The 14033-nt window shown below is 41.6% G+C and carries 11 protein-coding genes; 1 reads left to right on the top strand and 10 read right to left on the bottom strand.

Going from position 1 to position 14033, the window contains the following annotated elements; genetic code table 11:
* Positions 1–98 precede the first annotated feature (98 nt).
* The 5 genes from QWZ01_RS19730 to QWZ01_RS19710 all read right to left on the bottom strand — a co-directional run bounded on the left by QWZ01_RS19730 (position 99) and on the right by QWZ01_RS19710 (position 9619).
* On the bottom strand, positions 99–1559 hold the full coding sequence (locus tag QWZ01_RS19730) for a circularly permuted type 2 ATP-grasp protein (RefSeq protein ID WP_290326326.1): 1461 nt from the start codon (positions 1557–1559) through the stop codon (positions 99–101).
* A 238-nt stretch (positions 1560–1797) separates the two neighbouring features.
* Positions 1798–2928 (bottom strand): acyltransferase family protein, encoded by a 1131-nt coding sequence (locus tag QWZ01_RS19725; protein ID WP_290326323.1) that lies wholly within the window; start codon positions 2926–2928, stop codon positions 1798–1800.
* Positions 2929–3038: 110 nt separating this feature from the next.
* The gene (locus QWZ01_RS19720) at positions 3039–4808 is read right to left on the bottom strand and encodes a RagB/SusD family nutrient uptake outer membrane protein (RefSeq protein ID WP_290326321.1); all 1770 of its coding nucleotides are present in this window, start codon (positions 4806–4808) and stop codon (positions 3039–3041) included.
* 22 nt (positions 4809–4830) lie between these two features.
* Entirely contained in the window at positions 4831–8319 is a 3489-nt protein-coding gene (locus QWZ01_RS19715; protein ID WP_290326320.1) for a TonB-dependent receptor, read from the bottom strand.
* Positions 8320–8548: 229 nt separating this feature from the next.
* Complete coding sequence (locus tag QWZ01_RS19710; RefSeq protein WP_290326319.1) at positions 8549–9619, bottom strand: FecR domain-containing protein; 1071 nt, start codon at positions 9617–9619, stop codon at positions 8549–8551.
* A 243-nt stretch (positions 9620–9862) separates the two neighbouring features.
* On the opposite strand from QWZ01_RS19710, the gene QWZ01_RS19705 reads away from it, so the two are divergent.
* Positions 9863–10429 carry an RNA polymerase sigma-70 factor gene (locus tag QWZ01_RS19705; protein ID WP_290326318.1) on the top strand — a complete coding sequence of 189 codons (567 nt, stop codon included), beginning with the start codon at positions 9863–9865 and terminating at the stop codon, positions 10427–10429.
* Positions 10430–10433: 4 nt separating this feature from the next.
* On the opposite strand, the gene QWZ01_RS19700 is transcribed toward QWZ01_RS19705, so the two are convergent.
* The 5 genes from QWZ01_RS19700 to QWZ01_RS19680 all read right to left on the bottom strand — a co-directional run bounded on the left by QWZ01_RS19700 (position 10434) and on the right by QWZ01_RS19680 (position 13937).
* Complete coding sequence (locus QWZ01_RS19700) at positions 10434–11096, bottom strand: energy transducer TonB (RefSeq protein ID WP_290326316.1); 663 nt, start codon at positions 11094–11096, stop codon at positions 10434–10436.
* A gap of 78 nt (positions 11097–11174) precedes the next feature.
* Positions 11175–11861 carry a peptidoglycan DD-metalloendopeptidase family protein gene (locus tag QWZ01_RS19695; protein ID WP_290326314.1) on the bottom strand — a complete coding sequence of 229 codons (687 nt, stop codon included), beginning with the start codon at positions 11859–11861 and terminating at the stop codon, positions 11175–11177.
* 11 nt (positions 11862–11872) lie between these two features.
* The gene (gene rbfA, locus QWZ01_RS19690; protein WP_166094943.1) at positions 11873–12244 is read right to left on the bottom strand and encodes a 30S ribosome-binding factor RbfA; all 372 of its coding nucleotides are present in this window, start codon (positions 12242–12244) and stop codon (positions 11873–11875) included.
* Between the two features lie 84 nt (positions 12245–12328).
* Positions 12329–12700, bottom strand: a complete 372-nt coding sequence (locus QWZ01_RS19685; RefSeq protein ID WP_290326310.1) for a hypothetical protein — start codon at positions 12698–12700, stop codon at positions 12329–12331.
* Between the two features lie 10 nt (positions 12701–12710).
* Positions 12711–13937, bottom strand: coding sequence for an FtsX-like permease family protein (locus QWZ01_RS19680; RefSeq protein WP_290326308.1), 1227 nt, complete (start codon positions 13935–13937; stop codon positions 12711–12713).
* Positions 13938–14033 lie beyond the last annotated feature (96 nt).

Here is a 14033-nt window from a genome sequence, read left to right as displayed (position 1 = left end):
TCTTGATTTGTTAGCCCCTAACCCCCTGAAGGGGGCAATACGGGAGATTTAAAGTATTGTTAATTATAAAATATTCAATTTATCCGGTTGCTCCCCCTTTAGGGGGCCGGGGGGCTTAATACCCACGTATCTTTACTGCCGCCGCCCTGCGAACTGTTTACTACCAATGAGCCTTCTTTAAGTGCAACCCTGGTTAAACCGCCCGGAACTATCTCAATACCATCGGGGCCGTACAAGGCATAGGGCCTGAGATCAATACGGCGGGGTTTTAAGCTGCCTTGCATATAACAAGGTGCCGCCGAAAGACTTATGGTTGGCTGAGCTATGAAATTGCGCGGGTCTTTTAGTATCTCCTTTTTGTAATCGTCAATTTCCTGTTCAGATGCCGCGTGTCCCATCAGCATACCATAGCCACCGCTGCCGTTGGTTTTTTTAACCACCATTTTATTGAGGTTTTTAAACACATGCTCCCGCTCGTCAGTGTTACCTAATTGATGCGTGGGTACGTTTTTAAGGATGGGTTCTTCGTTAAGATAATAGCGTATCATGTCGGGCACGTAAACATAAACGGCTTTATCATCAGCAACCCCGGTACCTATGGCGTTCACTATGGCAACATTTCCCTTGCGATAAGCGCCCATGATACCTGCCACGCCCAGCATACTTGCTGGGTTAAACACCAGCGGGTCGAGATATTCATCATCAACACGGCGGTATATCACATCAACCTGTTGAAGGCCGGTAGTGGTTTTCATGTATACCTTGTGATTGTTAACCACCAGGTCGCGACCCTCAACCAACTCCACACCCATCAATCGGGCCAGGGTGGTGTGCTCAAAATAAGCCGAGTTATATATACCCGGACTAAGCAGCACTATAGTCGGGTTTGATATTTGCCTTGGCGATAATGCCAGCAGATTTTTGTACAATATAGTAGGGTACTCCGTTACGCTGCGAACCCCGCACTGAGGCAGCAGATCGGGGAATAGCCGTTTAGTGATCTCACGGTTCTCGAGCATATAACTCACACCTGATGGAGTACGCAGGTTATCTTCCAGCACATAAAAGGTACCGTCCTCGTCACGGATCAAATCGATACCTGATATGTGTATATAAATATCAAACGGAACTTTAAGCTGGTACATTTCCCGCAAAAAATGCGGGCAGGAGTAAATAATATCAATAGGTACTATCCCATCCTTAACAATAAACTGGTTGTGGTAAATATCCTTCAGAAAAAGATTCAAGGCAGTAAGCCGCTGTTTAATTCCACGCTCAACAAATGTCCATTCGCTGGCCGTGATAATACGGGGGATAATATCGAACGGAAATATCTTTTCAATACCCTCGCCGCTGTTGTAAACAGTGAAGGTAATACCCTGACTCATGAAGAGGCTCTTGGCCAATTCTTCCTTTTTGTTCAGATCATCGGCCGATTCCTTTGAGATATATTCAATTACTTTACGATAATGGTCGCGAATATTGCTATTTGTGCCATACATTTCGTCCCAAACGCCATTAATTGGGTCATATTTGTCAAAATAAGCTGATTCCTCCATGATAAAATTTAAAAAAGCAGAAATTAATAATCAGTTATTTTAAAAAATGTAATTTATGAAGTGTTTTTGATAAAAAAGCAATTTTTTTTAACTGTTTTAATAAAATTTACATTTTTATATGGCAGTGTGCATAAATATTGCGATATTTAAGCGTTATTTTTTCTTAGCCGGGACGGAATTTAAACAAAAAAAAGCGCAGCCATGTAAATGACCGCGCTTTTCTTATTACACAATTAGTTTAAACCCTGATATAGATCTTTCTTTTGTCGAGTATCCAGCCAATAAGCCAGCAAATAAGCATATAACTGATGGCAAATAATAATGATCCGACAGCTCCCGGAGCAATTACCTGGTATAACGAGGTATTTATCCAGTCGTAAAAAGATGTTCCGTGTACAGAAAGCATATAAAACAGGATCACCAGAATTTCAGATAAAATATAAAGCGGTAATGGGTTTTTTCCCAAGATGGTGAAAAATCTGGTCCAGTTCCATTTATTCCAGCTGTTAATTTCCAGTGCATATATCAGGAACGACAAAATTACTAGATCAAGCCCGGTTGTAACCAATACAAAAGAACTTGTCCATAGTTTTTTGTTGATGGGGAATACCATGTTCCAGCAAACAGCCAGAAAGATAAAGAAACAGCCAGTAAGCAGCATTTTGGCAATAACATCATAGCCTTTGCCTTTTTGTTGAATAAATTTGCCGGCGTAGTAACCAACAATCACGTTAACAATGGCTGGAATAGTGCTGAGGATACCTTCAGGATCAAAAGCTATTTTCTCGCCGTGGTACATGTGACTGTCGCCGAGGATGTATTTATCCAAAAATATTCCCGCGTTACCGGTCATGCTCAAAGGATCAGCCGGGTTGCCGAAAACCTGTAGTAGTATCCAGTAACCAAATAAGAACAGGACTGATAAAATGATAACAGATTGCTTTGATAAAAAATGGATCATGAGCGATGCAAAGCAATAGCATAAAGCTATGCGCTGTAAAACTCCCATGATACGTGTATTGGCAATAGGTAATAAGGATATATGACCACCGCTGAAATTAAAGAAAGGGAACCAGTACATGAGGTAACCTATTAAAAAAATAAGCAGCGAGCGCTTGAATATTTTACCCATAACGGCTCCGCTGCCCATTTCCTGATATTTTTTCATAGAAAAGCTCATGGCATTACCTACCGCAAATAAAAACGATGGAAATACCAGATCGGTAGGGGTAAAGCCATGCCAGGCCGCATGCTCCAATGGCGAAAAGGCAGCCGCCCCGCTGCCGGGAGTATTTACAATGATCATGAAACATATAGTCATGCCACGAAATACATCCAACGATAAAAATCGTGTTGATGATTTGTTCATAAATTGGTTTGTTTGGTTTTGATCGGCTTAAAACAGGAGCGTGATAAGCAAAAAGCTACTGAAAAACATACCGAAACGCTTGGTTCCGGTATGTTTTTGATAAAATTTATTTAGTACCCTGCATTTTGTTTAAGCACAGGGCTGCCGCCGCTTGCGCTCAAGTCAATTTGCCTTTGCGGTATTGGGAAATAATCATTTTTCCCTTTTACATATTTACCGCTTCTCAGGTCGGTGGTAACGGTGTTTTGGTATTTGAAATAAGCGTTAAGCTCGGTTTCGGCAGTACCCCACCTAACAAGATCAAAAAAGCGGTGACCTTCCATGGCCAGCTCAATTTTGCGCTCAAAGTATATGGCCTTTAAAGCGAATGCCTGGCTTGAAAATGCACCACCTGGGTATGGGCTAACCTTGTAATTGGCAGCCGGGGTATTGGTAAAGCCTCCTGTTGGATTTTTAGGGTCTTTGTAAGTATGAACCCAACCCGCAGGGTTAGCAGCCCTGTTACGCACCATGTTTACATAAGTTTGAGCCTTTGCCAGGTTGCCTAACTGCGCCTCAACTTCGGCTGCCATTAGTAATACATCGGCAAAGCGGATCACATTGTAGTTAATGGCCGACCCTGGTGCCCAGGAGTGCTGATCGCCATCAACATCTTGTGTGGCATTCCAGTACACATTTTTAATTGGCGAATACGGGCCTGCATAACTTTGGTCACGCACCCATGAATCGCCAGGGTGTACGCCCCAGTCAAGGTAAGGTATTCCACGGCGACCAGCTGTCCAATCCAAACGCGGATCAATGTTTCCTGCATCAGGCGTAAATGCGGTTGACGATGATATATGCATATCATTTTTTATAGGGTGACTGTTAAAATCATCAAGATAAGGTAAGCCGGTAGCATCTGTACGGAAGTGGTTTACCAGATCTGCCGATGGCTGATAAAAACCGCAGCAAGGAAACGGGCTGTTGGTACCGTATGGAAAGTTCAGCATATCGCCATTGTTGCCATTGGTTGGGCCATCAGGGTCAACATTGGCAGCCATTTGTATGGCAAATACTGCTTCTGATGAATTTTCGGTTTCTGGTGTAAAATTGTCATCAAACTTAGCATTCAAAGCATATTTAAGGCCGTTTGAGGTAAGGCCGTTTAAAATTACAGCATCAAACACGGTTTTTGCTTCGGTGTATTTTTGTTCGTACAAATAGGTTTTAGCCAGGTATGCGCCTGCCGCCCATTTATTGGCCATGCCTACACTTGTTTGGGTACCAGGAAGGTTTTGGTAGGCAAAATCAAAATCAGCTTCAATTTTTGCCCACACATCAGTATTGTTTGGCTGATTAAAATTGGTTGTGGTTTCGTCAATATAAGGCACGCTTTTAAAGATCTTTCTCAGATCAAAATAATAGTGTCCTCTTAAAAAACGAGCCTGGCCAGTAATGTTTGCCTTTTCATCGTCGGTTAAGCCCGTTACTTTAGCCGCTACCTTTATAGTAGTATTTGCTCTTGAAATACCCTCGTAGTCGGCCTTCCATTTACTATTGTAAAAAACGTTGGTTGGGTCGCTGTAAAACTGCATTATGGGCTCAATTTCAGATACGTCGCCCGCTATACTGCCTTTGTTGGCATCACCTGCAGCCACTCCACCTAAAACCCAGTTGTCAGGCGAGGTTTCCCAGGGATTCCCCCCGCCAATGGCCGATGTGCCTGCCATGCCGTCCAAGGCAGCATAAGTGCCTATCAGCAGGCCGTTAACGCCATCCTTTGTTTCCAGAAGGGGAGTTTCTAAGGCGCCCAACAAGGGCTTATCCAATGATTTTTTACATGAACTTATAGCTATGGCAAGCGCCATGCTTAGGGTGATATATATTTTTGCTCTCATTGTAATCGTGCTTAATGGTTAATTATAATGTTAGATTAACACCTAATAAAAAAGTACGCGGACTTGCATAGGTACCTTCGTCAATTCCAAAGGTGGTGTGTCCCTGGCTGTCAGGCTGTCCCTGCAGTTCCGGATCTACACCAGAATATCCGGTAATGGTAAACAAGTTGGTTCCGGACACGTATACCCTTAGTTTTTGAATACCTAACTTTTTAAGACCGTTTGGCGAAAATGTATAACCTAACTGAGCATTACGGGCGCGTACGTAGGCACCGTTTTCAACAAAGTAAGAGTTTGGCTGTGCGTTACTGCTAAATGATGAATTGATTTCCTGAATTGGCGCTTTTGCATTCTGGTGTGTTGGTGTCCATGAATCGTAAAGAGCGGTTTGGCTTTTGGCGGTTACAAATGAAGAGTAGAAATCTCTCCAGCGTTTTACGTTGTTCCATATCTTGTTGCCAAAAACACCATAAAGCAATACGTTAAAATCAAAACCGGCATAGTTAACACCCAGGTTTAAACCTGTTGAGAATTTAGGGTTAGGGTTGCCGATAAAAGTTCTGTCGGCATCGGTGATCTTGCCATCGCCATTAACATCGGCATATTTGAAACGGCCCACGGCTACGTCTGTTTGGTAGGTAGAGTTAGGATCGCCTGAAGCCTGTTGTACTTTGGCATTAGCTGCATCTATCTCCTGTTGAGAATTCCAGAACCCGGTTACTTTATAGCCATAAAACTCACCATATGAATGGCCTACCTGGTTGCGTACAAAGCCAACATCAAAACCCCTGGTGTTGTCGCTGTCAAAATAGTTGGCATCATTTGATACCTTGGTTATTTTATTGCTGAATGTGGTTAAGTTAAATGATGCGTTGAATCCTACCTGATTTACTTTAAAGTTAGAGGCGATGGTAAGATCCACACCATCAGTTTTCATTTTTGCAATGTTTACATAAGGTACAGTACCGTTGCCGATGGTTCCTAAAACTTCAGGATTGTATAACAGGTCGCGGATATCTTTACGATAGTAATCGGCAGTAATGGTTATAGCGCTATTAAATAGGGATGCATCAAAACCTATGTTGGTATTGGCATCTTTTTCCCATTTGGCGTTAGGGTTTCCGATTTGCGATTGATAGAAACCAGCCACAACGCTGTTACCGCCGTTTAAAGCGTAGTATGATTGCCCTACGGCGCTGCTAAATGCATCAAACCTGTTTGATGAGGTTACGTTAAGTTGGTTGCCCATAATGCCGTAGCCACCACGTATTTTCAAATCGGTAAGCCATGTGGCGCCTTTCAGGAAGCTTTCCTGTGATATTCTCCAGCCTGCACTGAAAGCCGGGAACCAGCCATATTGATGTACTGCAGAAAAGTTGGATGCACCATCACGGCGGATCGTAGCATTGAACAGGTACTTATCGTTGAAGATATAATCGGCCCTTGCAAATAAAGAGAACAGTGACGATTCGCCGCGATAGCTGTAATTACTTGCGCTGCCTACGTCGCCGGTGCTCAAGTCGGTGTAGTTAGGATCGAAACTGAAATAGCCTTGCCTTGCGCCACCCAGGTTGCTGGTGTAGCTTTGGTTCGATTCGGAACCAACCAAAACCTTAATGTCATGCTTGCCAAGAGTTTTATGATAAGCTAAAGTATTGGTCCATGTCCAGTTCCAGTTGCTGTACGAATCTTCGTTATACTGGTTGGTTTGTGAGTTTTCTACGTTTTCATATTGCGGATATTGAAAGCTATGAGATGCGCCTGATGCGGTTTCGCCGCCAAAACTGGTGCGGATGGTGAAATCGTGTAGGAAATCAACTTCGGCAAAAGCATTTCCGAATAAACGGTAAGCCAGTGATTTGTTGTTTCTTGTGCGTTGTTGTATAGCTACCGGGTTAAATGAATCGCCAAGACCGGAGCCATTGTCGCCGCCATAGTTGCCTTTGATATCGTAAACAGGAATAATAGGCATTTCCCTGAAAGCATGTGCTATTACCGCGTCGCCATTATTAAAACCAACCTGAGGGTTGTCTACAACTGAATAGGCCAAATTTTCACCAATGCGTATGTTTTTGTTAAAATTGTGTTGGCTGTTAGCGCGGATGGTATACCTTTTTTCGTATGTATTGATCAGGGTACCGCGTTGATTAAAGTAATTTAATGAAAATAAGTAGTTGCCTTGCTCGTTGCCGGAGCTTACAGCCAGATTATGGCTGGTTATAGGAGCAGTTTTAAATATTTCATGATACCAGTCTGTTCCGGCTTTGTTGGCTTTTGTTATGCGGTAAAAGCTGTTATAATCATCAGAGTTGGTATAAAATGGATTTACATAATATAAAGCAGGATCGGTAGATGGGTCGCCATTTTTTGCACCAGACGGTGAAATATAATCAGGCAGGGTAAATGTTGAGCCATCACCACTGGGGTTATATTGATCATCCTGAAAATCGGTAACGCCAGAGTTAACCAAGGCAAGGTGTTTCAGATCGGCAGTTTCCTGCGGATTTAGGGTGTGCCATACATTGCCTCCTTTAGGTACCTGACGGCCATAATAAGCATCATATTGTATAGTTACTTTGCCTTTACCCTTTTTGGTAGTGATAATAATTACACCGTTTGATGCACGGGCACCATATATAGAAGCCGAGCTGGCATCCTTTAATATCTGGAAGTTTTCAATATCATTTGGGTTAAGGGTGCTGATATCCTGAGTAGGGATACCATCAACAACATACAGCGGATCATTATTGCCGAACGAGTTAAAACCACGGATGCGTACCTGAGGCTCGGCGCCTGGCTGGCCCGATCCTATAACGGTAACACCAGAGGCCTGGCCTTGTAACTGGCTGTTAACAGAGCCAGAGGCCTGTTTGTTCAGGGCCTGCACATCAACTACAGATATAGCGCCTGTCAAATCCTTCTTCTTTTGTGAGGAGTAACCAACAACAACTACTTCATTTAAGCCTTTGGCTTCTTCGAGTAAGGTTACGTTGATATTTGTTTTGCCGTTAACGGCTACTCTTTGCGATGTAAACCCTAAAAAGGAAAATTCAAGTGTACCATTACCATCCGGAAGGGTAAGGCTGTACTTTCCGTTAACATCAGTTGTTGTACCTAATGAGCTGCCAACCAGTTTTACACTTACGCCTGGCAGGGGTGTACCTTTTGCGTCTTTAATTGCGCCGGTCACGGTAAGTGTGGCAATCAAAACACCATCGGCTGGTTTTACTACAATGATATCATCAACCACCTGGAAGGTGAGCTGCTGATTTTGGAGTATATTTTTCATCACCGTTTCAATGGTGGCATCCTGCAGCTCTACATTGATCTTTTTATCTACGTTTACTTGGTCAAGCCTGTAAAAAACAGTGAATTTGCTGTTTTTTTCTATCTGCTTAAACATTTGCTTAACCGAGACATTGTTTACATTAAAGTTGTAAACATTTTGTGAGTAAACCGCAGCATGTATATGCATTACACTTACAAAGAGTAAAACGGTAACAAGCTTCATAATTTTAATCGTTTTTTGCCACGCACACGGAGGCATTACAGATTTTCTGTCAAAATTTATCATAAATTTGTGTTTGTTAATTAGTTAATACATGCTTCCCCAAGCGTAGGGTATTAGCTATTAATTTTTTACATAGCCCGGAGTGTTAGCGCACACCGGGTTTTTTGTTGAGAAGAGAGAGTTATTTTTTTGCCATCCGTTTTATTTAAAGTTTGTTTAATTGTTATAGTTAGTTGTTGTTTTTAGTTATGGTTACCGTATTGCCGGCAATAGCATAATCAATATCGGTATTGCTTTTTATCAGGCTCAAAACCTTGTCAATATTGCTTATGTTTTTGAAACTGCCCGAGTAGCGGATATTTTGCAAGCTGGCATCATTCATCACAATTTTTACATTATAGCGGCGCTCCAGTACTTTTGATATATCGTTAAGCGTATTGCCATCAAATACCAGCAGGTCCTGTTTCCACCCATCGTACTGGTTCATTCGGGCCGAGTCTATTTGTAAAACCTGTATCTCGTTCAGGTTTTTAAGATCGCGCGTATCATCGGGTTTATAAGTATATTTTTCTTTGGGCTCAGGATAATATATACGCAGCACTTGACGGGGTTTAACATATATCCGGCTCATTTCCCTGGCGTTGTTATCCACATTGCCTTCAACAGAAACTTCTCCCTTTACAACCGTAGTTTCAAAGAATGAATCGGTAGGGTAGGCTTTCAGGTTAAACTTAGTGCCAATATCCCTGATAGTGTAATTTTTTGTATTTACAATGAACGGGATTGTTTTTTTGCCCGGCGCTATCTCAAAAAATGCTTCACCTTCCAGGTTAACGGTTCTGTTCTTTTTGCCGAAATCTGTATTGTATTTTAACTTGCTGCCCGCGTTTAACCAAACAAGGGTTCCATCTGTTAAAACAACTTTTTTAATGCCGCCTTTATTAACCGCTACTTCCCTTATGCTTTCAATGTTTCTAGAATAGTGCCTGCTTAATATTACTGCCAGCACGCCAAATAACACTACAGCTGCCGCTACCTTACTCCATTTATATAACTGCCTGTACCTTGTTGGGCGAGGCGCTGGTATATTAGCTGCCGAAAATTTATCAAAGGCTTTTTCTTCATCAATAACTTCAGGTTTCAGGTATAGTAAATTTTGCCAGGTTTCATAAAGCTGTGCAAAGTACTGCTCATTTTCTGGATGAGCGCTTACCCATTGCTTTACCTGGTCAATCTCATTTTCATCAGCCTCGCGGGTAATGTATTTTACTAAAAGCAGTTTTATTTCTTCGTTATTCATTCCTCTTATAATAGCAAGACAATTAGAAAGAGACATACCCTCAAAGAAGATCGAAATATTTTTTTAATAATGTTCGGAATTGAGCTTCAAAAGCCCGAAATAATTGTGTTGGGTGTACACTATGCCAAATGTTTTGCCATTAATTCAACATTATTTCCATATTAAATTTGAAACAATTAAAAAAAAATGACTAACTTGTTAAAGATTTTTAAAAAGTACTTCATTTTGATTAAGCATGAATAAATGATTACCGAAAGCAAAAATTTTTTAAATAATAAACTTGTTCGGGGCGATTCTGAAACATTTGAAGTTTTATTTAAGCTTTATTATACAAAACTTACGCTTTTTTCTAACCGTTTTGTTAATGATGTTTCTGTTTCTGAAGAAATTGTTGCTGATGTTTTTACTTTTTTGTGGGAAAATGGGCATGATGTTAAATTTGCATCGTCAATAAGCTCATATTTGTTTAAGATGGTTCAAAACAGGAGTTTGAATTATTTAAAACACCAAAAAATTGAAAATTTATATGTGACTTATCTGGAAAAGAACAATCTTTTGGATGAAGTGCGCAGTACGGTTGAAAGTGGCTATGAAGAGAAGGAATTAGCGTTACAGATAAACGCCGCGATTAATACATTGCCCCAAAAATGCCGGGAGATTTTTGTGCTGAGCCGCTTCAGCGATATGAAGTATAAAGAAATTGCCAGCCAGCTTAACATATCACCCAAAACGGTGGAGCGCCAGGTTGGTATTGCCCTTGAAAAATTAAGGCAAACTTTAAAGCATGTAAGCTATATGCTTTTTTTGTAAGCGGTCAATGCTTACAGTATTTTGAAATAAAACTATCGGCCCGGTTACTCCCTATGTTGCGGATAAAAGTCCAATCGGTACAAGCACCTTCCTGATCGCCCTGTTTTAATTTTTTGTTGGCCTGCTGCAACAGGTCGCCTATCAGCTCATCATCAAAGCCTAATTGTTTTTTCAGATTTATGATGGTTGCTTCTTTTGAAGTATCGGCCTTGCCCTGGTATTTGTTGCTGTAATAATTGGTTACAGCGTTTTCAAGTTCCTGCCTTATTTTGTAGCTGGTAATGGCAGCCTGAATATCGGCAGCGTTGGGTGATGAGCCACAATTGGTTTGATCGGGGCTAAAACGCACCGGCTGTACCAGGCGTGTGTTCTCATTATAATCATCAGGCACTATCCATTTGCCCGATGTTAGCTTAATGATCCGTAGCGCTTCTTCGTCAAGATCAATCCCTAAACCCCGTTGTACGGTAGCGTCAACAACCTTTCCGTTCTTAGTGATCCTGAAACTGACATCAATAATACCAGAGATGCAGTTTCTGCTGGAATATTCGGGGTAAACAATATTGTTCTTTAAAAATGTGGCAAATGCTTGGTCGCCGCCCTTAAATGCCGGTTGGGCAAGGGCTGTAAGGGCCGTAGCGGTCAAAACAAAAGCAAGTATAAACATGCGCTTTACCATTCTATAAATATCGACAATAAAAGAGATATATAGTTTAATGAGCGGGGTGGAATTTATCCTGAAAGATTAAAACCCTAATATCAAACCAGGGTCTGGAATATTCATCCGGTACTTTTCCATTTCGGAGTATTTACATACGCCGGGATAATCGCCATGCCTGTCTTCCATATCAAACATCAACTGAAAGTGCAGATGCGGCGGCCATTGACCATTTTCCTGGTTATTGCCCAATGTGGCTATCTGCTGGTTTTTATGCACTGGCATACCAACAGTGAGTCCCTGCAAACTTTCGCGGCTTAGATGGCCGTATAAGCTGTACAGTGTTAAGCTATTAAGGTTATGCTGAAGTATAATGGTGGGGCCGTAATCGCCAAGGTTATTATTATCCTGAAAACTGTGCACCTTACCATCAAGCGGCGAATAAATAGGTGTACCGGCATCGCCCCAGATATCGACACCAAGGTGCAGCCTGCGGGGTTCATCTTCGGTATCAAAATGGGAGCTTACAGCGTAAATGGTACGGTGTTCCATGTAACCGCCAATGCCATAGCGGCAATTATTAGCCTTTAGTTTCTCATTAACCCAGTTGGTAAATCGCTGTGTATCGGCAATGATAGCTGTAGTTAGTTCGGTATTGGCGGCGGTAAAATCTAACGGAAAAAGCCGGTCAGTGCCGGCATTATAATCAACCACCTTGCCAATGGTGTTGGGGTGGTTATGCAAATAAGTTTTAAGCTGATCAAGCAGGCTCATCCCAATACTAACTATTCAGTATCGGGCTGGCGTTCCTCTTTGCTTATTTTTTCAAATATTTTATCCATACGTTCCACGTACTCGCTGGTATCGTCCACAAAAAATTCAAGCTGCGGAATTATCCTCACCTGATCTTTAATGCGGGCACCCAGTTTGTACCTGATTTCGGAAGCATGCGATTTGATGGTTTGCAGGGCCAGCTGCAGGTTATTATTGCCAAAAAAGCTTAAAAATATGCGGGCAATAGCCAAATCGGGAGTTACACGTACTTTGGTTATTGTAACCAGTGTATTAGGCAAATAGTTCATGCCTTCGCGCTGAAATATCGCGGCCAGATCCTGCTGTATTACTCCGGCAAATTTTTGCTGACGTTTTGATTCCATAATTATTAGTTTAACGCCACAGTGGCAGATGAGTTTTATTTATTTGGTTTTAAATTGCCAGCTACACAGGCTTATCAATAACCGTTAATTGCAGATATCCTGCGGTATTTCTTTGGTGATTTTTATAACTTTTTTTACAACAAGCGTACTGTCATATTCAGACCCCATGCCTTCCTTACCCGATTTTGATTTGATGCCCTCAACTTCAACGTAAACCGGCTCATAAGGTTTTTCAAAGTTGAGCTGCGAGTATTGTAACTCCAACTGGGCCGAGCTATCTGCCACCCAAAATTCGCGGCCGCTATCGCAATCCTTAAACGATTTTATTTCGGGGCCAAAGCTATATAAACCTTTAAAAACAGTAGGCTCATTAGTTTTTGACTGATTTCTGTTACATGAGCATGCAGCAATTAAAATAAGTAAAAAAGCGGAATATTTAATATACTTTATCCTCATGTTAACAAATTTACAAATCCTGTTTGATTTCGTCCAAACCTTTAACGCTTAGTCTGGCGCTTATGCCTGATGCTATGACAGATATAATTCCAACAGTTAAAAATACCAAAGCAAAATCAGACGCAACAAGGTCAATAGGGTAAGCATCAATCATTGACATGGTGCCACCCATTTTTATAAAACCGTAGTGCTGTTGTAAAAGGCAAAACACCAAACCCAACACCACGCCAGCAATACAGCCAATGGCCGAAATCATGAGGCCCTCAAAAAAGAAGATACCCTGAATAATTTGTTTATTGGCCCCCAAGCTGCTTAAAATAGCAATATCCTGCCGCTTATCTATCACCAGCATGGTTAACGAGCCAATGATGTTAAATATTGCTATGATGAGCACAAAGGTTAAGATCATATATATTGACCAACGCTCAAAGTTGAGGGTTTTATATAGCTCCGTGTCCTGCTCTTTGCGGTTTTTTACAGTAAAACGGCTGCTTATATCATCAACTAATTTGTTTTGTACGGATGACAGGTGAGTTCCTTTTTTATACGTAAGCTCTATAGATGAAACTTCTTTTGGCTGATCAAGCAGATCGCGGGTGAACTCGATGGGGGTTACCACAATATCATCAAACTCCTGCTGTATGGCAAACATTCCCGATGGATTGATGGCCCGTACCACAAATTCGTTTAACGGATTGGCTGAATTTACCACCTCGCGCCTTGGCGAAAATATTTGTATGGGCGATAGCTCATCCTTTACATTGATACCGAGGTTAGCCTGTATAGTTGCGCCAATAACTGCAAAATAATGACCACCGCTTTTTAAAGTGAAGGAGCCTACCTGTACGGTACTATCAAGCCGTTTATTCTTCAAAAAATCATCGCTTACACCTTTGTTGGTAGCCAAAAAGGTTCTGTCGCCGTATTTAATAAGCACTTTTTCCTGCAGAACTTCGGTGTATGATAGTAGTCGCGGATCTTTACGCAGGTTATTGAAATAAGGAGTATTAGGATCAAAGGTTTTGCCTATACGTGCCTCAATCTTAATTTCGGGAGTAAAGTTGCTGTATGATGCCAGTATAACTTTCTCCAATCCGTTAAATGCCGACAGTATAATGATCAGGGCCGCGCTCCCAATCAAGACCCCCAGCATAGATATGCCCGAGATGATGTTAATGGCGTGCATTTTCTTGCCCGAAAACAAGTACCTTTTAGCTATATATACCGCGGTGTTCAATTGAAGTTGTATGTTTTACGTATTGCGTTATACGTTTTTCCTGAGTTGTAAAATACTAATTTTTTGCTTTGCTAACGTACTACGTAAAACGTATAA

Origin of the sequence: Mucilaginibacter aquaedulcis, from assembly GCF_030409325.1 — a bacterium.
Taxonomy (GTDB): Bacteria; Bacteroidota; Bacteroidia; order Sphingobacteriales; family Sphingobacteriaceae; genus Mucilaginibacter; species Mucilaginibacter aquaedulcis.
The sequence above is the reverse complement of the archived record's forward strand: the minus strand, read 5'-3'. Positions and strand labels throughout refer to the sequence as shown.